Source organism: Brevibacterium sp. R8603A2 (assembly GCF_023072605.1).
Lineage (GTDB): Bacteria > Actinomycetota > Actinomycetes > Actinomycetales > Brevibacteriaceae > Brevibacterium > Brevibacterium pityocampae.
This window is the reverse complement of the sequence record NZ_JALLGN010000011.1, coordinates 1-20,142: the sequence shown is the minus strand read 5'-3', so window position 1 is coordinate 20,142 and position 20,142 is coordinate 1. Positions and strand designations below refer to the sequence as shown.

Below are 20,142 nucleotides of genomic sequence, written 5' to 3'. Positions count from 1 at the left end.
CTCCTCAGACGAGGACGATCCGCTCGTCGTGGGCGCCCACGAGTCCCGGATCGTGGGTGACGAGGACGACAGCCACCCCGTCGAGCCCGGCCCGCAGGTCCCCCATGAGGTCCGCGCTCATCTGGGCGTCGAGGTGGGCGGTGGGCTCGTCGAGGACGATGACCTCGGAATGCGCGAGCAGGGTGCGCGCCACGGCCAGACGCTGCCGTTGTCCGCCGGACAGGAAAGCCCCCGAGGCGCCGATCCGCGCATCGAGGCCGGCGTCGGCGGCGAGATCGCGCAATCCGACCCGGGTGAGCACGGCGCGCAGCTCCGCATCGGTCGGCGCATCGTCCTTCGGCCGCCCGATGAGCAGGTTCGCCCGCAGGCTCGAGTCGAACACGTGCGCCTCCTGCGGGCACCACGACACGTGGCCGGCGAGGTCCATCGGGCCCAGTCCCCGCGTCGGTCGTCCGTTGATCCGGTACTCCCCCGCGCTCGGGTCGAGGAAGCGCAGGAGGATGCTCACGAGCGTCGTCTTGCCCGATCCCGAAGGCCCGGTGACCGCGGTCCACTCCCGGGCATCGATCCGGGCACTGACGCCGGAGAACACCGGGGAGTCGGTACCCGGCCAGGTCGCGGCGAGATCGTCGAGCTCGATGTCCGTGATCACCTCGGGCCCGTCGCCGGAGCCCAGCCGGGCCTCGAGATCCGAGTCGTCGAGGGCGTCGACCCGGCCGAGGACGGCCACGAGTGCCGGCCACTGCTGGACGGAGGCGAGCGCATCGGTGAAGCAGTCGATGAGGGCGAGCGGCAGGAGCACGGCCACGGCGAGCAGCTCCCCGCTCAGCGTTCCGGAGGTCACGGCGCCGGCGAGGACGGGGAGCATGAGCACGCCGGTGAGCACGCCGACGACGGTGATCACGGCCTCGCCGACCCCGGTGGCGCGGACAGAGCGGGCCTCGTGCGCCCCGGCCCGCGCATCGGTGGCGAGGAAGCGCTCGACGACCTGTGGAGCCGCCCCGTTGACCTGGAGGTCCTCGCGCGCCCAGAGGAGCCCGGCGAGCGCGGTGAGCACGGTGGTGCGCGTGCGGCGCGCTGCGCTCGTCGCCCGCCGGTCGGCGAGCCGGGTGAGCAGCGGTGCCAGGCCCAGGCTCAGCAGCGCGCCGAGACCCATGACGAGGCCGGCCGCGGGATGGATGAGTGCGAGGGTCACGACGGCGGCGAGCGCCACGACGACCGCGACCACCGGCGGCAGCACGACCCGCGGGGCGAGATCGCGCACGTCGTCGACATCGGCGATGAGCCGGCTGAGGGCGACCTCGCCGCGCAGCAGCGTCCGGTTGGCGGTGCCGGTCGCGGCGAAGGACAGCCAGATCCGCTCCCGCAGCCGGGTGAGCGAATCGAGGATCGCGCGGTGGAGGACGAGCCGCTCGGCGTACTTGAGCACGGTGCGGGCGAGCCCGAAGAACCGGACGCCGACGATCGCGACGAGCAGGTACATGATCGGCGGCTGGAACGAGGCATGGACGATGAGCCACGCGGAGACCCCGGTGAGTGCGGCGCCGGCGGCGACGGCGCCCACCCCGCAGAGGACGGCGAGGAGGAAGCGCGGCGAGCGCATGTCGACGGCTCGGGAGAGCCTGCGGCGGATCGTCGCGGCCGGCAGCGCGGGCACCTCGGGTGCGGTGGGGTAGTCATCGGACGGTGCGGCGGGAGCGACGTCCGGGCGGGGGCCGGTCTCCGGTGCCCGCGGCGCGCCGGCGGCGTCGGTCGCGTCTGCCGGGCCGACGGCGGGCGGTCGTGCCGTGTCGACACCCGCGGGCTCCGCCGCACCCGTGTGCGGTGCTGTTCCGGCGCGCACAACGGCCGGGCCCGCGGGGTCGAGGCCCGGGCGGACCTCGATCCGGGTGTCCGCCGCGGCGAGCAGGTCGAGGTCGTGGGTCGCGGCGATCACCGGGACCGTCCGGGAGACGGCGGTGAGACTGCTGCGCACCGTGGAGGCGGAGTCCGCGTCGAGGTGCGCGGTGGGCTCGTCGACGAGCAGCAGCCGGGCTCCGGCCTCCACCCGGGCGAAGGCGCGGGCGAGCGCGAGGCGGCGCAGCTCACCGGGGCTGAGCGCGGCGCACGGGGTCTGCGGGTCGACCGCGAGCGCCGCCATCGCCAGACAGCGGGCGAGCACGGCGTCATCGAGCCGCGGCCCGCCGGCCGAGGCGTGGAGGGCGAGCTCCTCGGCGACGGTGGGGGCGCTCGTGCGGGGGCTCTGCCCCGCGTGGGCGAGGCGCTCCGGCACCCCCCTCACCGTGCCGCCGATGCGGCATCCCGCATCCTCCCGGACGAGTCCGGCGAGCACGCCGAGCAGGGTCGACTTCCCCGCACCCGAGGGCCCGTGGAGGACGGTGAGACCGGGATCCGGGATGTGCGCATCGAGGGCGCGCAGCGCGGCCCGGGAGCGCCCCGCGTAGTGGACGCTCAGGCCGCGGATGTCGATGCCCTCACCTGCGTCATCCGTCCGGGCGGCCACTGGGGCGGCGACGGGGCGGCCGATGAGCGCACGGACGCGGGCGAACGCGGCCATCCCATTCTCCGTCGAGTGGAAGGCGGCGCCGAGCTGACGCAGCGGCAGGTAGCACTCGGGCGCGAGGATGAGCGCGAAGAGGCCGTCGGAGAGCTCCATCGTCCCGTACACGAGCCGCACGCCGATGAACACCGCGACGAGTGCGACGGAGATCGTGGAGATGAATTCGAGCGCGAGCGCGGAGAGGAACGCCACCCGCAGGGTCTGCATCGTCGTGTCCCGATAGGTCTCGCTCGTGTCCCGCAGGGCGCGGGTCTGGGCGAGCACGCGCCCGAGCCCGACGAGCACCGGCAGGCCCCGGGCGAGCTCGACGAGCGCGGTGGACAGACGGTCGAGGGCAGTCGTCGCATCCGCGATCCGGTCCGCGGAGTAGCGACCGATGAGCACCATGAAGACGGGGACGAGCGGCAGGGTGAGCACGATGATGAGGGCGCTGACCCAGTCGGAGAACGCGATCCGGGCGACGATGAGCAGCGGGATCGCCGCGGAGCCGGTGAGTGCGGGGAGCACCGCGGTGAAGTAGTCGTCGAGATCGTCGAGGGCACGGGTGGCGGCGAGCGTCAGCGCCCCGTCGGACACGGGCACGTCGCGGGTCGAGCCGGCGAAGGTGCGGTGCACGAGTGCGGCGCGCAGGTCGGTCTTGACCCCGATCGCCGCACGTGCCCCGGCGGTCCGCGAGGCCCACACCGCCGCGGCGCGCAGGACTGCTCCGAGCACTCCGGTGAGCACCGCGGCGGTGACCGGCCGGCCCTCGATGAGTCCGACGACCCCGCGGGCGATCCCCTCGGCGACGAGGACGAGGCCGAGCGCCTTGATGCAGGCGATGATTCCCAGCTGCCACAGCGCTCGCCTCCCCTGGCGGGAGGCGAGCGCGATGGACGCCGGGGACTGCCGGTCGCTCACTGGTGGTGGCTGCGGATCGCCACCGGGACCTGATGGGCGGGCGGGATGTGCTCGACCCGCAGGCGGCTCGCGAAGATCCGGTAGACCCAGATCTGGTAGACGAGCACGATCGGCACGAAGATCGCGGCGACGACGAGCATGACGGTGAGCGTGTACGTCGAGGACGAGGCGTTCGCGACGGTGAGCGAGAACGCGGGATCGAGCGTCGAGGGCATGACGTTCGGGTAGACGTTCGAGAAGATCGAGGCCACGCCGAGGACGAGGAACAGCGCCTGGGCGATGAACGCGGGCTTCTCCGCACCGCGGCGGATGAGCACCCACATCGCGACCGCGCAGGCGGCGGCGAGGACGATGAGCACCCAGCCGAGGAGCTTCGCGTTGAGCAGCTGCACCCAGATCACCCACACGACGATCGGCAGCAGGAGGAACGGGGCGCCGAGCGCGGCTGTCCGGCGGGCGCGCTCGCGCACCGGGCCGTCGGTCTTGAGGGAGAGGTAGAGCAGGCCGTGGAGGAGGCAGAACCCGACCACTCCGAGGCCGCCGACGATCGCCGGCAGGCTGAGCCAGGCGAAGGGCCCGCCGGTGTTGTCGCCGTTGGCGTTGAGCGGCATGCCGGTGGTGGTGAGCGCGAGCATCGCGCCGACGCAGAACGCGGCGACGAGGGATCCGGCGGACAGGCACCAGGTCCAGCCGCTGCGCCACCGGTCCGAGTAGCCCTTGCCGCGGTACTCGATCGCCACCGCCCGGAAGATCAGGGCGAGCAGCGCGAGCGTGAGCGGCAGGTAGAGCGCGGAGAACAGCGAGGCGTACCACATGGGGAACGCGGCGAAGGTCGCCCCGCCCGCGGTGAGGAGCCACACCTCGTTGCCGTCCCACACGGGGCCGATGGTGTTGAGCAGGAGGCGGCGCTCCCGCTCGTCCTTGGCGAAGCCCTTGAGGAGCATCCCGACGCCGAGGTCGAAGCCCTCGAGGAAGAGATAGCCCAGCCACAGGACGGCGATGAGCACGAACCAGATCGTCGGCATGAGTTCCATCGTTCGATCCCCTTCCTCAGTACGCGAACGACAGGACGTCGTCGTCGCTCCGGTCGACCACCGGCTTGTAGTTGGTCGTATCGATCTCCGGCATCGCGGACACCACCCCGCCGCGCACGTACTTGATGATGAGGCCGAGCTCGAACACCATGAGCACGCCGTAGACGAGGGTGAGCGACACGAGGGAGAACAGCAGCTCGCCGGGCGTCACGGACGGGGAGATCGCGGCGGCGGTGTAGAGGAACACCCCGTCGATCCCCGAGGGGTCCGGATTGGGCGCGACGACGAAGGGCTGGCGGCCCATCTCGGTGAAGATCCAGCCGGCGGAGTTCGCGATGAACGGGGCGGTGATGCCCCACAGCGCCAGGTGGGTGAGGAATGTCGACGACGGCACGGTGCCCTTGCGGGTGACCCAGAGCGCGAAGGCGCCGGCGGCGGCGGCGAGCACGCCGAAGCCGATCATCAGACGGAAGCCCCAGTAGGTGATGAACATCGAGGGCTGGTAGTCGATCTCCTGTCCGGAGTAGTCCCCGTACATGTCGTCGGAGGGCATATGGGTGCCGTAGGCCTCCTCGTACTCCGGGATGAGGGTGGAGACGCCGGGCACCTCGGTGCTGAAGTCGCCGTTGGCGAGGAAGGACAGAATGCCCGGGATCTCGATGACCGGCACGACGTCGTCGCAGCTGTTCGAGCTGAGGTCGCCGATGGTGAGCACGGAGAACTCGGTGCCGTCGTGGCAGGACGCCTCGGCCGAGGCCATCTTCATCGGCTGCTGCTCGTACATGAGCTTGGCCTGGATGTCGCCGGTGATCGCGACGAGCACGAAGGCGATGACGGCCGTCCAGCCGCCGATCCGCAGCGAGCGCCACCACACGGAGTAGTCGGTCTCGTCGCGGCCGGGCACCTCGGGAGCGGAGCCGACGACCACGCGGCCGTCGGGGCCGACGGTGTCGATGCCGTCCTTGCGGCGCCGCCACAGGTGGTACCAGGCGATGCCGAGGAGGAACGCCCCGCCGACCGCGGTGGCACCGGCGAGCGTGTGGGTGTAGGCGGCGAGCGCGGTGCTGTTCGTCATCACCGCGAACACATCGGTCATGACCGGGCGCCCGTCGATGAGCTCGACGCCCACCGGGTGCTGCATCCACGAGTTCGCGACGATGATGAAGTAGGCCGACAGCCAGGATCCGATGACGGCCGCCCACAGGACGCCGAGGTGGAGCTTCCGGCTCAGCCGGCCCCAGCCGAAGATCCACAGGCCGAGGAACACCGACTCGAGGAAGAAGGCGATGAGCGCCTCCATGGCGAGCGGAGCGCCGAACACGTCGCCGACGAAGCGGGAGTACTCCGACCACGCCATCCCGAACTGGAACTCCTGGACGATGCCGGTGGCGACGCCCATGATGAAGTTGATGAGATAGAGCTTGCCCCAGAACTTCGTGGCCCGCAGCCACATCTCGTTGCCGGTGCGGTGGTACATCGTCTGCAGGATGGCGACGAGCAGGCCGAGCCCGAGGGTCAGCGGCACCATCCAGAAGTGGTAGACCGTGGTGATGCCGAACTGCCACCGGCCGATGAGGACTGGATCGAGATCCACGAACGCCTCCCTGATTCTCCGTCGTGTCGGGGCGCACCAGAGCCCGGCGACGTCTCGAGTTCTCCTGCGACTTCTACTGTCGGTAGAATACTCCAATCGCGCAGTAACCACGAGCACTCCCGAAAATGACACCGCGGCGTCTCGCATGGTGGCGCGGTACCGGTGCGCGGGACTACACTGCGTGATGGACGCGGCTCTGCACGGACCGCGACCACGGACATTCTGACTGATCGGGGCGACGAGCGTGGGAACACTGGGTGAACTGGAGCGCAGCGTTATGAACGCCTTGTGGAATCACCCCGCCGGCCTCACCGCGGCCGGCCTCCGCGATGCGCTCAGCGACCGCGATCCCGCACTCACGACGGTCCACACCGTGCTCACCCGGCTCGAGAAGAAGGGCCTGGTGACCCGGGTCCGCGCCGAGCGCCCCCACCGCTACCTCACCGTGTCGAGCCGCGAGGACCACGTGGCCGAACTCATGACCGAGGTCCTCGACCAGGCCCCGGACCGCCACGCCGTGCTCGCCCGCTTCCTCGGCTCCGTGTCGGATTCCGACACGGCCTTCCTGTCCTCGCTGCTCCAGCGCCCGCTCGTCCAGCGCTGAGGACCGACGCCCGACCGGGCGGCCCGCGATGCTCATCACCGGAACCCTCCTCGCCGTGCTGGCCCTCGTGCTCGCGTGGCCGGTGCCGGTCGCGCTCGCGCGCCGCTCCCCGCTCATCGACCCGCTCTCCCGGCTCGTGCTGTGGCAGGCGGTGGGCCTCGCTGGCGGACTCTCGCTCATCGGCACCGCCGTCGTGTTCGCGACCGCTCCGATGGCCGGCTCACTCGGTGACGGACTGATCGGCCTCGCCGACCTGCAGGCGCTGTCCGTGCTCGCGTGGTGGCAGTGGCTGCTGCTCCTCGTCGCGGTGCTCCTCACCGTCCGCCTCATCGGCTCGCTCCTCGTGCAGTCCGTGCTCGTCCTGAGGCACCGGCGCCGGCATTCCGCACTCGTCGACCTCCTCACCGAGCCGTCGGCCGAGCTGCCGAACACGCGGGTGCTCACCAGCGACAGCCCGGTCGCCTACTGCCTGCCGGGCCGCGGCTCGGGCACGACGGTGGTGACGACCGGTCTGCTCGCGGTGCTCACCGATGAGCAGCGGAGGGCCGTCGTCGCGCACGAGCAGGCGCACCTCGACCTCCACCACGATCTGCTCGTGCTGCCGTTCGCGGCATGGAACCGGGCGCTGCCGTTCGTCCCGGCGACCTCGACCGCGCTCGCCGCGGTGTCCGCGCTCATCGAGTTCATGGCCGACGACCGGGCGCGTGCGAGCCTGGGCGCCGAATCGCTGGCGGAGGCCGTCGAGACCGGAGCACGCGTCCATCCCGGGGCGCACAGCACGGATCTCACCCGGGCACGGCTCGCCCGCCTCGACCGTGAGCTCCCCGCGGCGCGCACCCGCGTGCGGACGGTCAAGCTCGTCGCGGCCGCGTGCCTCGTGCTCGTCCCGACGCTCATCCTCGCCGCACCCACGCTGGCCTGATCCGGGTCGACGCGAGGCGGCTCCGGAGCGGACGGGTCGCAGCGGCCCCGGCCAGGAGCGTGACGGCTCAGGCGTCGATACGCTCGGCGTCGAGCATCGCTGCACCGGACACGATGAATTGCTTGCGCGGTGCGACCTCGGACCCCATGAGGAGTCCGAAGGTCCGCTCAGCGGCCTCGGCGTCGCCCATGGTCACCCGGCGCAGCGAGCGCATGCCCGGTTCCATCGTCGTCTCCGCGAGCTGGTCGGCATCCATCTCGCCGAGCCCCTTGTAGCGCTGGATGGGCTCCTTGTAGGCCTTCTTCGTGCGGTCGAGCCGCTTGAGGAGGGTGTGGAGCTCCGCTTCGGAGTAGGTGTAGACGACCTCGTTGGCCTTGCCGCGGTGGACGATCTCCACCCGGTGCAGCGGCGGCACCGCCGCAAACACTCGGCCGGCCTCGACGAGCGGACGCATGTACCGGAAGAACAGCGTGAGCAGCAGCGTGCGGATGTGGGCGCCGTCGACGTCGGCGTCGGTCATGATGATGACCTTGCCGTAGCGTGCGGACTCGAGATCGAAGCTGCGCCCGGCGCCGGCGCCGATGACCTGGATCAGCGCGGAGCACTCGGCGTTGGCGAGCATGTCGCCCACCGAGGCCTTCTGCACGTTGAGGATCTTGCCGCGGATCGGGAACAGCGCCTGGTGCTCGGAGTCACGGGCGGCCTTCGCGGTGCCCATCGCGGAATCGCCCTCGACGATGAACAGCTCGGAGCGGTCGAGATCGGTCTTGCGGCAATCGTAGAGCTTGGCGGGCAGCGACGAGGATTCGAGCGCGGTCTTGCGCCGCTGGTTCTCCTTGTGGGTGCGCGCCGAGATCCGCGACTTCATCTCCGCCACGACCTTCTCGAGCAGGAGGTTGACCTGCTGCTTCTCCTGCCGCTTCGAGGAGTTCAGCAGCGCACCGAGCTCCTGCTCGACGGTGCGGGCAACGATCTGGCGGACCGCGGAGGTGCCGAGCACCTCCTTCGTCTGGCCCTCGAACTGCGGTTCGGCGAGTCGCACGGTGACGACGGCGGTGAGGCCGGCGAGCACGTCGTCCTTCTCGAGCTTGTCCTTGCCGACCTTGAGGCGGCGGGCGTTCTGGTCGACGGACCTGCGCACGGTCTTGAGCAGGGACTGCTCGAAGCCGGTCATGTGCGTGCCGCCCTTGGGGGTGGCGATGATGTTGACGAAGCTCTTCACCCGGGTGTCGTAGCCCTTGCCCCAGCGCACCGCGATGTCGACGCCGACCTCGCGCGGGACCGCGGTGGACACCATGTGGCCGTCCTCGTCGAGCACCGGCACCGTCTCGGTGAAGGTGCCGGAGCCGGCCAGCCGCCACACGTCGGTGACGGCATCGTCGTGGGCGAGGTGCTCGACGAACTCCGAGATCCCGCCGGAGTACCGGAACTCCTCGGTCCGCGAGGTGATGATCTCCCCGGTCTCGTCGCGTTCGACCCCGCGCTCGTCGTGGATGGTGATGCCGAGGCCGGGCACGAGGAAGGCCGTCTGGCGGGCGCGGTCGACGAGGGTGTCGTAGGTGAAGTGGGCGTCCTTGAGGAAGATCTGCGGATCCGACCAGTAGCGGATCCGGGTGCCGGTGACCCCGCGCTTGGCCTTGCCGATGATCTCGAGCTCGGAAGCGGATTCGAAGAGGGTGAAGGGGTTGTCCGGGGACAGTACACCGCCGGAGTCGTCGAAGCGGCCGGGGGCACCGCGCTTGAAGGACATCCGGTGGACCTTGGAGCCGCGGGTGACCTCGACGTCGAGCCGGGCGGAGAGCGCATTGACGACGGAGGCTCCGACGCCGTGGAGACCGCCGACCGCGGCGTAGGAGCCGCCGCCGAACTTGCCGCCGGCATGGAGCTTCGTCATCACGACCTCGACGCCGGTGAGACCGGTCTTGGGCTCGATGTCGACGGGGATGCCGCGCCCCGTGTCGGAGACGGTGACGGAGCCGTCGGCGTGCAGCGTGATCTCGATGTGATCGCCGTGGCCGGCGAGCGCCTCGTCGACGGAGTTGTCGATGATCTCCCACAGGCAGTGCATGAGGCCGCGGGAGTCGGTGGTGCCGATATACATGCCCGGCCGCTTGCGGACGGCGTCCAGTCCGGACAGGACGGACAGCTGTCGTGCACCGTAGTCCTCGGTCTTCGCTCCTCTGGCTGCCACGCAGGTTCCTTCCGCTCGATCGACGGCCCCCAGTCTACGAGTCCGCACCGCCCGCACCCGGTTGCCATGCCGCTGCCCCGGCGACGTTTCGGGTGCGTGCCGGGTGGGGGCCTCCGGGCGAGGGCGCCCGGATGCCGGGGAGGTGCCGGGTGGGATACTGGGGCACATGTCACGCAGCCTCTGGATCACCGGCCTCCTCGCGAGCACGATGCTGCTCGCCGGCTGCTCGGGAGCGGGGCCGGCGGAGAATCCGTCCACCGGCACGGTGGGGAGCCCGGCGGAGCGCACCTCGGCGGCGGCCACCCCGGTGCCCACCGAGACCCCGACGTCGACCCCTGTCGAGGAGCCCCTCACCGGGTTCGTCGTCGCCGTCGATCCGGGTCACAACGGCGGCAACGCCGCGCACCCGGCGGAGGTCACCGCGCCGGTGCCGGACGGGCGCGGCGGCACCAAGGCGTGCAATACGACGGGGACGGCCTCGGCCACCGACTATCCCGAGCACGCATTCAACTGGGAGGTGGCCGCAGCGGTGCGCGAACACCTCGAGGACCTCGGCGCCGAGGTGGTGCTCTCCCGGGAGGACGACGAGGGCGTGGGTCCGTGCGTCGACGAGCGCGGGCAGTTCGCCGGGGACGCGGGCGCGGATGTGCTCGTGAGCATCCACGCGAACGGGACCGAGGACACCTCGGCGGCCGGGTTCCACATGATCGTCGTCGAGGACTCGCCGCACGCGGGCGTCGACGAGCCCTCCCGCACGCTCGCCGAGGACATGGTCGAGGCCTTCGGCGCGGCCGACCTCGCCCCCAACCCCGCCTACGGCGACGACGGGATCGTCGCCCGGACGGACATCGCCGGGCTCAACCACGCGAAGGTGCCCGCGATGCTCGTCGAGTGCGGGGAGATGCGCAACCCGGACGAGGCGGCGCTCATGGAGAGCGCCGCGGGCCGCGAGCGCTATGCCGCGGCGATCGTCGCCGGGGTGCAGGAGTTCCTCGAGGACTGAGCCGGAAGGATGCGTGTCAGCTGCGGATCGCGCTGTCGTCGTAGCGGATCTCGCCGCCGACCACCGTCGCGCCGACCTGCACGTCCTTGAGCTCCTCGGCCGGGACCTGCAGGAGGTCGTCGCTGAGCACGGTGAAGTCCGCGAGCTTGCCGATCGACAGGTCGCCCTTGAGCGTGTCCTCGTGCGAGGCGTAGGCGGAGTCGACGGTGTAGGCCCGCAGCGCCTGCTCAGCGGTGATCGTCTCCGCCGGACCGAACTCCGCGCCGCCCGCGGTGCGCCGGTTGACGAAGTCGTGGATGCCGAGGATCGGGCTGCCGTCGACCATAGGGGCGTCGGAGGAGCCGGGGACGCGGATGCCGGCGTCGATGAGGGAGCGGACGCGGTAGCACAGCTGGGTGCGCTCGGGGCCGAGGGCACGGGCCATGCCGTCGCCGAGCTCGGTGATGAGCGCGGCTGCGGCACGCCGATGACGCCGAGCCGTGCGGCACGGGCGATCTGCTCGTCGGAGGCCACGCCGAAGTGCTCGATCCGGTTGCGCGGGTCGGTCCGCGGGTAGTCCCGCTGGGCGCCCTCGATGATGTCGAGGGCGTGGTCGACGGCGGCGTCGCCGATCGCGTGGGTGGCGAGCCGGAAACCCAGACGGTAGGCGCCGCGGAGGAGCTCGGTGAGCTCCTCGACGTCCCAGGCCATGTAGCCGCTCGACTCCTCGCCGTGGTAGCAGCACGTCATCGCCGCGGAGCGGCCGATGAGAGAGCCGCCGGTGAGCACCTTGACCGGGCCGATCCGCAGCCATTCGTCGCCCATCCCGGTGCGCAGGCCGAGGTCGAGGCCCTCACCGGAGGCGTCGTCGCGGCCGATGATGTGGTGCAGGGCCGTGAGGTACGGCATGACCGTGGCGCGCACGCCGAGTGCTCCGGTCTCCTACGCCGTGAGGTAGGCGTGGAGGTCGACCGGCGAGTTCCCGATGCTCGGCTCGGTGATCGAACCGATCCCCTCACGCAGCGCCTGCTCGGAGGCGGTGCGGAGATGGCGGACGATGTCGTCGACCGGCAGGGGCTTGTACACCCCGGTGATGAGGTCCATCGCTCGCTCCTGGACGAGCCCGGCAGCGGTGCGGCCGTCCTCCGTGCGCGCGACGTGCCCGCCGTCGACGTCGGGGACCTCGGAGAGCTCGGCGAATCCGGCGACCTCGAAGGCGCGGGAGTTCGCCACCCCCATGTGCCCGGACACGTGCTCGAGCCACACCGGGTTGTCCGGGGCCCGGCGGTCGAGCTCGGCGGCCAGGGGATGCGCGTCGTCGAGCTTGTTCTGGTCGTCGCCGGAGCCGTAGATCCACTCCCCCGGCTGCGCGTCGCGGGCCGCGGCGGCGACCGCGTCGTAGAGATCCTCCATCGAGGACACCGTGCTCGCCCGCAGGTCGACGCCGTTGAGGCGCTGCCCGCGCATGGAGAGGTGGTGGTGGACGTCGTTGAAGGCGGGCACCGCCGGGGCGCCGCCGAGGTCGTAGGTCCGGTGCGCCGGGAGCCGGGTGACGTCGTCGTCGAGCGCACGGATGCGGCCGTCGATGACGCCGATCGAGTGCGCCTCGGGGCGTTCGGGGTCCATCGTCCGGTACCGCCCGCCGGTGAATACTGCGTCGAAATGCATGATCGTCCCTCTCCGTTCCGTGTGCTCTCCGGGGGCCGACCGACCTCCTCACTGCGCCGTAGCAAAGGCGGGGATTTGGTGATCACCGGCGGGGCCAGAAGACTGGAGGCATGACCGACACCACGATCGCCCCGAATCATCCCTGCTGGGTCGAGCTCAGCTCCCCCGACGTCGAGAGCGCACGGACCTTCTACGGTTCGCTGTTCGGATGGGAGTTCACCGAGCCGGGTCCGATGGGCTTCGGGGTCAAGGCGGTCCGCGACGGCCGGGTCGTCGCGGGGATCAGCCCGCAGCCGGCCGAGGCCCCCGCCGGACAGCCGGCGTTCTGGTCGGTGTACTTCCGGGTGGCCGAGCTCACCGATTTCCTCGCCCGCGTCGACACGGGAGGCGGGCAGGCGATGATGGCGATCCCGGAGTTCGACGGGACCGCCGGCGTCGCTCTCGTCGCGGACCCCGCGGGTACCGCGTTCGGCGTCCTCGAGTACGAGGACGACCGCGGCCTCACCGGCGTCGACGTCACGGGTGCCGCCTGCTGGTTCGAGCTCCACACGAAGGATCCCGCGGTGCACGAGTTCTACGGCGCGGTGTTCGACTGGGAGATCAGCCCGGTGAGCGACACCGACGAGTTCCGCTACTCGATGTTCGCACTGCCCGACACGGGGACCCCGCGCGGCGGGATCCTCGACACCTCGAACGTCGGGATCCCCGCGCACTGGGAGTCCTACATCCAGGTCGAGGACGCCGATGCGGTGGCCGGCCGGGTGCGTGAGCTCGGCGGTGACTGGCTCGCCGCCCCGCACGATTCCACCCACGGCCGGGTGGGCCGGTTCATCGACTCGCAGAACGCCGCGTTCACCGTCATCCAGCCGCGCTAGTCGCCCCTGTTCGGCCGCCGCAGCAGTTCGCGTTGCACTTTCGGGGAGCGCGGTCGACGGGTCGGCTGACCTGCCCGTGCGCCGGCCCGGATCAGTCGAGGTAGTCGCGCAGCACCTGGGAGCGGGACGGGTGGCGGAGCTTCGCCATCGTCTTCGACTCGATCTGCCGGATCCGCTCGCGCGTGACGCCGTAGACCTTGCCGATCTCGTCGAGCGTCTTCGGCTGCCCGTCGTTGAGCCCGAACCGCATCGAGACCACTCCGGCTTCGCGCTCCGAGAGGGTGTCGAGCACGGAGTGGAGCTGCTCCTGGAGCAGGGTGAAGCTCACGGAGTCCGCCGGCACGACGGCCTCAGAGTCCTCGATGAGGTCACCGAACTCGGAGTCGCCGTCCTCGCCGAGCGGGGTGTGCAGGGAGATCGGTTCGCGGCCGTACTTCTGCACCTCGACGACGCGCTCGGGCGTCATGTCGAGCTCCTTGGCGAGCTCGTCCGGGGTGGGTTCGCGCCCGAGGTCCTGGAGCATCTGGCGCTGCACACGGGCGAGCTTGTTGATGACCTCGACCATGTGCACCGGGATGCGGATGGTGCGCGCCTGGTCGGCCATCGCACGGGTGATCGCCTGGCGGATCCACCAGGTGGCGTAGGTCGAGAACTTGAAGCCCTTGGTGTAGTCGAACTTCTCCACGGCGCGGATGAGGCCGAGGTTGCCCTCCTGGATGAGGTCGAGGAACAGCATGCCGCGGCCCGTGTAGCGCTTGGCCAGCGATACGACGAGGCGCAGGTTGGCCTCGAGGAGGTGGTTCTTGGCGATCCGCCCGTCGTGGATGATCCACTTGTAGTCACGGGTGTCGCGGGCCTCGGTCACGGTGCCCTCGGCGAGGAGGTGCTCGGCGTACATGCCGGCTTCGATCCGCTTGGCGAGGTCGACCTCCTCGGCGGCGTTGAGCAGCGCGACCTTGCCGATCTGCTTGAGGTAGTCCTTGACGGGGTCGGCGGTGGCGCCGGCGGAGACGACCTGCTGGGCCGGGGCATCGTCGTCGGCGTCGGAGACGACGAATCCTCCGGCCTCCTTGACGGCCTCGTTCTTCTTCTCCTCCTGGGAGTTCTTGGTCTCCGTCTCCTCCTTGGCGACGACCGCCTCGACCTCTTCGGCGACACCGGGTTCGGGCACGGCTTCCTCGGTCGCCTTCGCTGCGGCACCGGTCGCCTTCGCGGTGGTCTTCTTCGCCGCAGGCTTGCGCGCGGTCGTCTTCTTCGCGGTCGTCTTCTTCGCCGTGGTCTTGGCGGGCGACTCGACTGCGGCCGGCTCGTCCGCCTCCGACTGCGCGGCGGACTTCGCGGTCGTGCCCTTCGCGCCGGTGGACTTAGCGGTCGTGCTCTTCGCAGCCGTCGTCGTCTTCGCAGGTGCCCGACGGGCCGTGGTCTTCTTGGCCGGTGCCTCGGTGGCTTCAGCGGCGGTGTGCTCGGCCGGGGTCGACTTCGCGGTCGTCGCCTTCTTCGCCGCCGTCGACTTCCTGGCCGGGGTCGACTTCGCAGCAGTGGGCTTCTCGTCTCCCGTCGCTGCCGCAGCGGGCTTCTTCGCAGTCGACCTGGCAGCAGGCTTCTTCGCCGCCGTCGTCTTCGCAGCGGTGGTCTTCGCAGAGGGCTTCTTCGCCGTCGTGGACTTCGCGGTGGTCTTCTCCCCCGCGCCGGACTCTGCGGCCGTCTTCTTCGCCGTGGCCGTCTTCGCGGCGGTCGACGATTTCGCTGCCGCGGGCTTCTTCGCTGTGGTGGACGCAGTACGCTTGGTCGTGGAACTCGACCGAGTGGACTTCTTAGCAGGAGCAGTCTGTGCGCTGGTTTCGGCTGCTGTGCTCGAATCCTTCTCGTCTGTCGGCACGAGTTCACCTTTCGGGGAGTCTGGCGGCGGACCACCGATGCCGTGGAGGCATCAGTAAGACCCATGTCAAGCACGTCGGCGCAGAACAGGCCCTGCACAGTCGTACGACTGGGTCAACACCCCATTCTCGCACGATATTCCGGCTCGGGCGAATCCTCGCCGACGGCTCGCCGGGCCGGCGGACACGCCGATCCCCGGATCCGCTCCGGACCCCCGTGTCCGCTCAGCGGCCCGAAGCGGCCATCCAGCGCGGCGGCAGTCCTCGCATCACCGCGCCGTGGACGAGCCCGGCGAGCGTGTAGTCGGGGTCGAGCGCGAGGGACCGGCAGGCGTAGTGGTCGGCGAAGGAGTTGCGCGCTCGGCCCCATTCCAACCAGGCGAGCATCGCGAGGACGGCCGGACGGCTCGCCTCGTCCACAGCCGGGACCAGACAGTCGAGGTAGGCGACCGAGTACGCGGTCCGAGCGAAGTCCGGGCGCTCCGGGGACAGTCCGATCATCGACTCCGCCGCTGCGGCCGAGCGTGCGATCGGCCGCGCCCAGGCCGCGAAGGTGCCCGGCTCCAGCGCCGCGATGCGGGCGGGTGAGAAATCGGGGTGGTCGAAGCCGAGGATCATCTCGATGCAGTCCCTGCTCCACAGCTCGGCGCACATGAGTTCCATGCCGACGACCCCTCCCGGGCTCAGCACCCCGGGCACCTGGGCGACCGTCGCACGCGGATCCTCGGCGAGGTCGAGCAGCGCACGGAGGTCCGCGAGCGCAGCGTCGTAGCGGGCGGCCGCCGATGGGGCGGACGCCCGGATCCGCGCGGCGCCGGTGAGCAGCTCGGGCGGCGGGACCGGGTGGGCGGTCGCCGCGGCGAAGTCCTCGGCATGGCTGCGCCCGTCGGCAATGAGGCGCACCGCGACCTCGGTGTCGGTGGTCTCCGCCCGGCCGTAGAGCACCTCGGGGTCGTCGAGGCTGCCGCAGAAGCCGCCGCCTGCCCACAGCGGGTCGGCGACCTCGTACCCGGCCTCGGCGAGCGCGGCGCAGATGAGGAACACGGGGAGTCGGAAATGGTCGACGAGGAGTTCGCTCTCCGGTTCGCCGAGAAGGCCGAGCGCGGTGGGCACCTCGGTGCTGAACAGGATCGGGAAGACCGCCGCGGCGCCCTCGGCGTGCTCGAGCGTGGAGACGATGGCGGCGAGGTCCTCGGCGTCGAGGTGCGCGGCCTCGGAGAACCCGAAGTCGAAGCGGACGGTGAGGCCGACCTCGCCGCGGTCGCCGCTGCGGCTGCCGGTGACGAGGACGAGGGAGTCCGTGGGCGTGTAGCCCAGGATGTGGGGGACGATGCCGACGAGGTCGGTGGGCCGGGTGACGGTGTATGCACTCATGGGTGCAGTCCACTCAGCGCGGGCCGGCGGCACCATGCCGCGTGTCCGCCTGTGGATATCCGCCGCCGTGCCAGGCCGGTTGTGACCTGCGGACGCGCGCGCCTGTGACCTGCCGAGGCCCGTCCCTGTGACCTCGGGCGACGCGTAGGGTGGAGGACATGGGGAGGAAACGCGCCGCACACGCCGCCGCGGCCCGCGAAGTGCCGATCTCCACCGGGATCGCGCGTCTCGAGCCGGTGCCCGGGGAGCCGGATTCGTGGGTGCTGTTCGTCAACGGGGTCCCGAGCTCCTCGATCACCGTCGGCGACCCGTTGCGCCTCGATTTCGAATACCTCGACTGGATGTCCCGGGTTGTCGACACCGTCTTCGCACCGAGGACGACGCTGCGCGCCGTGCACATCGGCGCCGCGGGGTGCGCCCTGCCGCGATGGCTCGATGCCTCCCGGCCCGGCTCGCGCCAGACCGCGATCGACATCGACGCCGAGCTCGTGCGGCAGGTGCGGGAGTGGTTCGACCTGCCCCGCTCCCCCGCGCTCGCACTGCGGTGCGGCGACGGCGCCGAGGAGATCGCCACCTTCCGCGACTCCGCGGTGGGCCTCGTCGTGCGCGATGCCTTCGCCGGCGACACCACCCCGGCGGCACTCGCCGCTCCGGAGTTCTTCGCCGAGGTCGCCCGGGTCCTCGGCCCCGGCGGACTCTACCTCGCCAACATCGCCGACCGGCCCCCGCACGCCGCGCTCCGCGCGGAGCTCGGCGAGATGCGCAGCCATTTCACCCACCTCGCGCTCGTCGCCGACCCCGGGCAGCTCCGGGGCCGGCGCTACGGCAACGTCGTCGTCGCCGGGACGCAGGAGCCGATCGACGCCGTGGGCCTCGCGAAGGCCATGCGCCGCGGCCCCGCCGTGGCGTCCGTGCGCTGCGGGGACGCGCTCGACGCATTCATCGACCATGGATCGCGGGCCGGCTGAAACCCGCGGGCACCGGCTCCCACCTGGAACGCGACATGACAACGGGGTGTCCGGGCGAGGAACTCTTCTCACGATGCGAGCGCGTCGACACCGTCGACCCCCGGCGACCCGGCATAATTGATTGCCGATTGGAAAGGTGGACGGTGAGCGAACAGACAGAGATCGACCACGAGCAGCAGAACCTCGACGTGGTATATGCGCGCCTCGACGAGCTGCGGGCCGAGGCGCAGGGGAAGCTCGGCTCGGTGCGCCGCTCCCATGTGGGCGGGCACCACCAGAACCGCTCGGAGCGCGACGCCTTCGCCACGCTCTACGAGGACCAGCTCATCCGGCTCACCAACGCCGAGGAGGGTCTGTGCTTCGGTCGGATCGACTCCGCGGCCGGGGAGACGACCTACATCGGCCGGATCGGCATCTCCGACAGCGACCGCCGCCAGCTCCTCATGGACTGGCGCGCCCCCGCCAGCGAGCCGTTCTACCGCGCCACTGCGGCCGAGCCCGGCTCGATCGTGCGCCGCCGGCACATCGCCACGCGCCGCCGCACGGTGATCGGCGTCGAGGACGACGTGCTCGACCTCGACGCGCTCGACGACGCCGAGATCCGCTCGCTCCACGGCGAGGGCGCGCTCATCGCCGCCCTCGATGCCCATCGCACGGGCCGGATGAGCGACATCGTCGCGACCATCCAGTCCGAGCAGGACTCCATCATCCGCAAGCCGCTGTCCGGTGTCGTCGTGGTGCAGGGCGGGCCGGGCACCGGTAAGACGGCGGTCGCCCTGCACCGCGCCGCCTATCTCCTCTACCAGCACCGGGAGCGGATCGCGAAGTCCGGCGTCCTCCTCATCGGCCCCTCGCCGGTGTTCCTCAAGTACATCGAGCAGGTGCTGCCGTCCCTCGGGGAGACCGGCGCGGTGCTGCAGACCCCGGGCCAGCTCATGCCCGGCTTCGACCTCACTGCCCGCGATCGTCCCGCCGCGGCCGCCGTCAAGGGCGATCTGCGGATGGTGCAGGTCATCGCCCGGGCGGTGAAGAACTATCAGCGGGTCCCGCAGGAGCCGCGCCGATTGCAGGTGGGGCGCCACACCCTCACCCTGACCCCGGAGATGGTGCGCACCGCCCGCGAACGGGCACGGCGCACCGGGTACCCGCACAACCGGGCGCGCACGACCTTCGTCTCCCAGGTGCTCCGGCAGCTCGCTCCGGCGCTCGCCGACTCCATGGGGATCTCCGCCGACGAGGAGCGCATGCCCGAGCTCCTCGAAGAGCTGCGCGGCGCCGCGGATGTGCGGGTGGCGATCAACCTGTGCTGGCTGCCGCTCACCCCGCTCGGCGTCCTCGACGCTCTGCTGTCCAAGCCCCACAAGCTCGTCGCGGCCGCCCACGGCCTGCTCGACTACGAGCAGATGGCGCTGCTGCGCCGGTTCAAGGGCGCCTCGCCGACGGTCGATGACGTGCCGCTGCTCGACGAGATCGCCGAGCTCATCGGCGGCTGGGCGGAGTCCGCGTCGGCCCCGCGGGCCGACACCGAGTACGCCGAGGCGGTGATCGAGATGACCGGCACCCAGGGCATGGTCTCCGCCGCGGATCTGGCCGAGCGCTACGACTCCCGCGACCCGCATCTCACCGTCGCCGAGCGCGCCGTCGAGGACCGCGAATGGACCTACGGGCACCTCGTCGTCGACGAGGCGCAGGAGCTCAGCCCGATGCAGCTGCGACTGCTGTTCCGCCGGGTGCCGAGCAAGTCGGCGACACTGGTGGGCGACCTCGCGCAGGCGAGCTCAGTCGATCCCGATCGCACCTGGGCCTCAATGCTCCAGCCGCACGTCGGCGACCGCTTCGCACTCGAGCAGCTCACCGTGTCGTACCGGACGCCGGGGCGCATCATGGTGCTCGCCAACCGGCTGCTGCGCGATTACTTCCCGGATCTCGCCGTGCCCTCGCCTGCCCGCGAGGGCACGTGGGAGCCGCAGATCGAGGTGCTCGGCGATGTCGCCGCGGTGTGCGCGGGACTGCCGGGCATGATCCGGGAGGAGCTCGCACTGCTCGGCGGCGGGCGGGTCGCGGTGATCGCGACGGCCGGGCACGGGGAGCTCATCGAGCACGCGCTGACCCAGGACGGCGGGGTGGACTTCGGACTCGGTCCCGCCGGCATCGACCACACCGTCGCGGTGCTCACTCCGTACGAGGCGAAGGGGCTCGAGTTCGACAGCGTCATCATCGTCGAGCCCGCCTCGATAGCCCCTGCCGGTGATCCCACGGGGATCGGCGAGCTCTACGTGGCCCTCACCCGGTCGACCTCGCGGCTGCGCGTCGTCGGGGCGGAGCCGTCCGTGCTCAGCCCGTACCTCACCCGCTGACCGCGGACGGGGCCTGCCGGGTCACCTGAGCGGGTACGTGGCCTGCCCGGTCACCCGGATCGCTGTCCCGTCCGCAGCGTGAGATTGCACGAAATTGCGGATCCGCTCTCCTTGGTGTCAAGGGGTTGTTGCAACGAGGTGTTCGTTCAGGGCTTGAGCTGGGGTTTTCCATTTCAGAGTCTTGCGGGGGCGGGCATTGAGCTCGGCGGCGACAGCATCGAGCTCGGCCTGGCTGA

Annotated in this window: 13 protein-coding genes and 2 pseudogenes; 6 read left to right on the top strand and 9 right to left on the bottom strand. The window is 71.0% G+C overall.

The features are described 5' to 3' along the window. Positions 1–4: 4 nt before the first annotated feature. The 3 genes from cydC to MTQ12_RS11450 are packed head-to-tail and all read right to left on the bottom strand — an operon-like array spanning position 5 to position 6,088. A complete protein-coding gene (cydC, locus tag MTQ12_RS11460) occupies positions 5–3,460 on the bottom strand; it encodes a thiol reductant ABC exporter subunit CydC (RefSeq protein WP_247618716.1) in 3,456 nt (1,151 codons plus the stop codon). Further along, a complete protein-coding gene (gene cydB / locus MTQ12_RS11455) occupies positions 3,457–4,494 on the bottom strand; it encodes a cytochrome d ubiquinol oxidase subunit II (RefSeq protein ID WP_247618715.1) in 1,038 nt (345 codons plus the stop codon). Before cydB ends, cydC begins: the two co-directional genes overlap by 4 nt. A gap of 16 nt (positions 4,495–4,510) precedes the next feature. Beyond that, a complete protein-coding gene (locus tag MTQ12_RS11450; RefSeq protein WP_348983878.1) occupies positions 4,511–6,088 on the bottom strand; it encodes a cytochrome ubiquinol oxidase subunit I in 1,578 nt (525 codons plus the stop codon). 244 nt (positions 6,089–6,332) lie between these two features. Between MTQ12_RS11450 and MTQ12_RS11445 the strand changes: the two genes are divergently transcribed. Both MTQ12_RS11445 and MTQ12_RS11440 read left to right on the top strand, forming a co-directional pair. After that, positions 6,333–6,692 carry a BlaI/MecI/CopY family transcriptional regulator gene (locus tag MTQ12_RS11445; protein WP_137319935.1) on the top strand — a complete coding sequence of 120 codons (360 nt, stop codon included), beginning with the start codon at positions 6,333–6,335 and terminating at the stop codon, positions 6,690–6,692. A 28-nt stretch (positions 6,693–6,720) separates the two neighbouring features. Continuing rightward, positions 6,721–7,614 carry a M56 family metallopeptidase gene (locus MTQ12_RS11440; RefSeq protein ID WP_247618714.1) on the top strand — a complete coding sequence of 298 codons (894 nt, stop codon included), beginning with the start codon at positions 6,721–6,723 and terminating at the stop codon, positions 7,612–7,614. Between the two features lie 67 nt (positions 7,615–7,681). Here MTQ12_RS11440 and MTQ12_RS11435 read toward each other — a convergent pair whose 3' ends face one another. After that, entirely contained in the window at positions 7,682–9,805 is a 2,124-nt protein-coding gene (locus tag MTQ12_RS11435) for a DNA topoisomerase IV subunit B (protein ID WP_247618713.1), read from the bottom strand. Positions 9,806–9,971: 166 nt separating this feature from the next. On the opposite strand from MTQ12_RS11435, the gene MTQ12_RS11430 reads away from it, so the two are divergent. Continuing rightward, positions 9,972–10,808 carry an N-acetylmuramoyl-L-alanine amidase gene (locus tag MTQ12_RS11430; protein WP_247618712.1) on the top strand — a complete coding sequence of 279 codons (837 nt, stop codon included), beginning with the start codon at positions 9,972–9,974 and terminating at the stop codon, positions 10,806–10,808. A gap of 16 nt (positions 10,809–10,824) precedes the next feature. On the opposite strand, the gene MTQ12_RS15050 is transcribed toward MTQ12_RS11430, so the two are convergent. Then, complete coding sequence (locus MTQ12_RS15050) at positions 10,825–11,232, bottom strand: amidohydrolase family protein (RefSeq protein ID WP_282599347.1); 408 nt, start codon at positions 11,230–11,232, stop codon at positions 10,825–10,827. Positions 11,233–11,351: 119 nt separating this feature from the next. After that, positions 11,352–12,413, bottom strand: a pseudogene (locus MTQ12_RS11425) (amidohydrolase family protein); the annotation flags it as partial. 152 nt (positions 12,414–12,565) lie between these two features. Between MTQ12_RS11425 and MTQ12_RS11420 the strand changes: the two are divergent. After that, entirely contained in the window at positions 12,566–13,330 is a 765-nt protein-coding gene (locus MTQ12_RS11420; protein ID WP_247618711.1) for a VOC family protein, read from the top strand. A gap of 91 nt (positions 13,331–13,421) precedes the next feature. On the opposite strand, the gene MTQ12_RS11415 is transcribed toward MTQ12_RS11420, so the two are convergent. Further along, positions 13,422–15,209: an RNA polymerase sigma factor gene (locus tag MTQ12_RS11415; RefSeq protein ID WP_247618710.1), complete on the bottom strand. Its 1,788-nt coding sequence runs from the start codon at positions 15,207–15,209 to the stop codon at positions 13,422–13,424. A 223-nt stretch (positions 15,210–15,432) separates the two neighbouring features. Beyond that, entirely contained in the window at positions 15,433–16,581 is a 1,149-nt protein-coding gene (locus MTQ12_RS11410; protein WP_247618709.1) for a DUF4192 family protein, read from the bottom strand. Positions 16,582–16,739: 158 nt separating this feature from the next. Here MTQ12_RS11410 and MTQ12_RS11405 point away from each other — a divergent pair, with 158 nt between their 5' ends. Both MTQ12_RS11405 and MTQ12_RS11400 read left to right on the top strand, forming a co-directional pair. Beyond that, positions 16,740–17,549, top strand: a complete 810-nt coding sequence (locus MTQ12_RS11405; protein WP_137319942.1) for a fused MFS/spermidine synthase — start codon at positions 16,740–16,742, stop codon at positions 17,547–17,549. Between the two features lie 143 nt (positions 17,550–17,692). After that, a complete protein-coding gene (locus tag MTQ12_RS11400; protein WP_137319943.1) occupies positions 17,693–19,906 on the top strand; it encodes an ATP-binding domain-containing protein in 2,214 nt (737 codons plus the stop codon). Positions 19,907–20,023: 117 nt separating this feature from the next. On the opposite strand, the pseudogene MTQ12_RS11395 reads toward MTQ12_RS11400, so the two are convergent. Continuing rightward, positions 20,024–20,142, bottom strand: a pseudogene (locus MTQ12_RS11395) (IS30 family transposase); the annotation flags it as partial.

Excerpts from the sequence above, each read along its gene's own strand:
- cydB (WP_247618715.1), bottom strand. The coding sequence starts at position 4,494 with ATGGAACTCATGCCGACGATCTGGTTCGTGCTCATCGCCGTCCTGTGG.
- MTQ12_RS11440 (WP_247618714.1), top strand. The coding sequence starts at position 6,721 with ATGCTCATCACCGGAACCCTCCTCGCCGTGCTGGCCCTCGTGCTCGCG.
- MTQ12_RS11430 (WP_247618712.1), top strand. The coding sequence starts at position 9,972 with ATGTCACGCAGCCTCTGGATCACCGGCCTCCTCGCGAGCACGATGCTG.
- MTQ12_RS15050 (WP_282599347.1), bottom strand. The coding sequence starts at position 11,232 with ATGGCCCGTGCCCTCGGCCCCGAGCGCACCCAGCTGTGCTACCGCGTC.
- MTQ12_RS11420 (WP_247618711.1), top strand. The coding sequence starts at position 12,566 with ATGACCGACACCACGATCGCCCCGAATCATCCCTGCTGGGTCGAGCTC.
- MTQ12_RS11410 (WP_247618709.1), bottom strand. The coding sequence starts at position 16,581 with ATGAGTGCATACACCGTCACCCGGCCCACCGACCTCGTCGGCATCGTC.
- MTQ12_RS11405 (WP_137319942.1), top strand. The coding sequence starts at position 16,740 with ATGGGGAGGAAACGCGCCGCACACGCCGCCGCGGCCCGCGAAGTGCCG.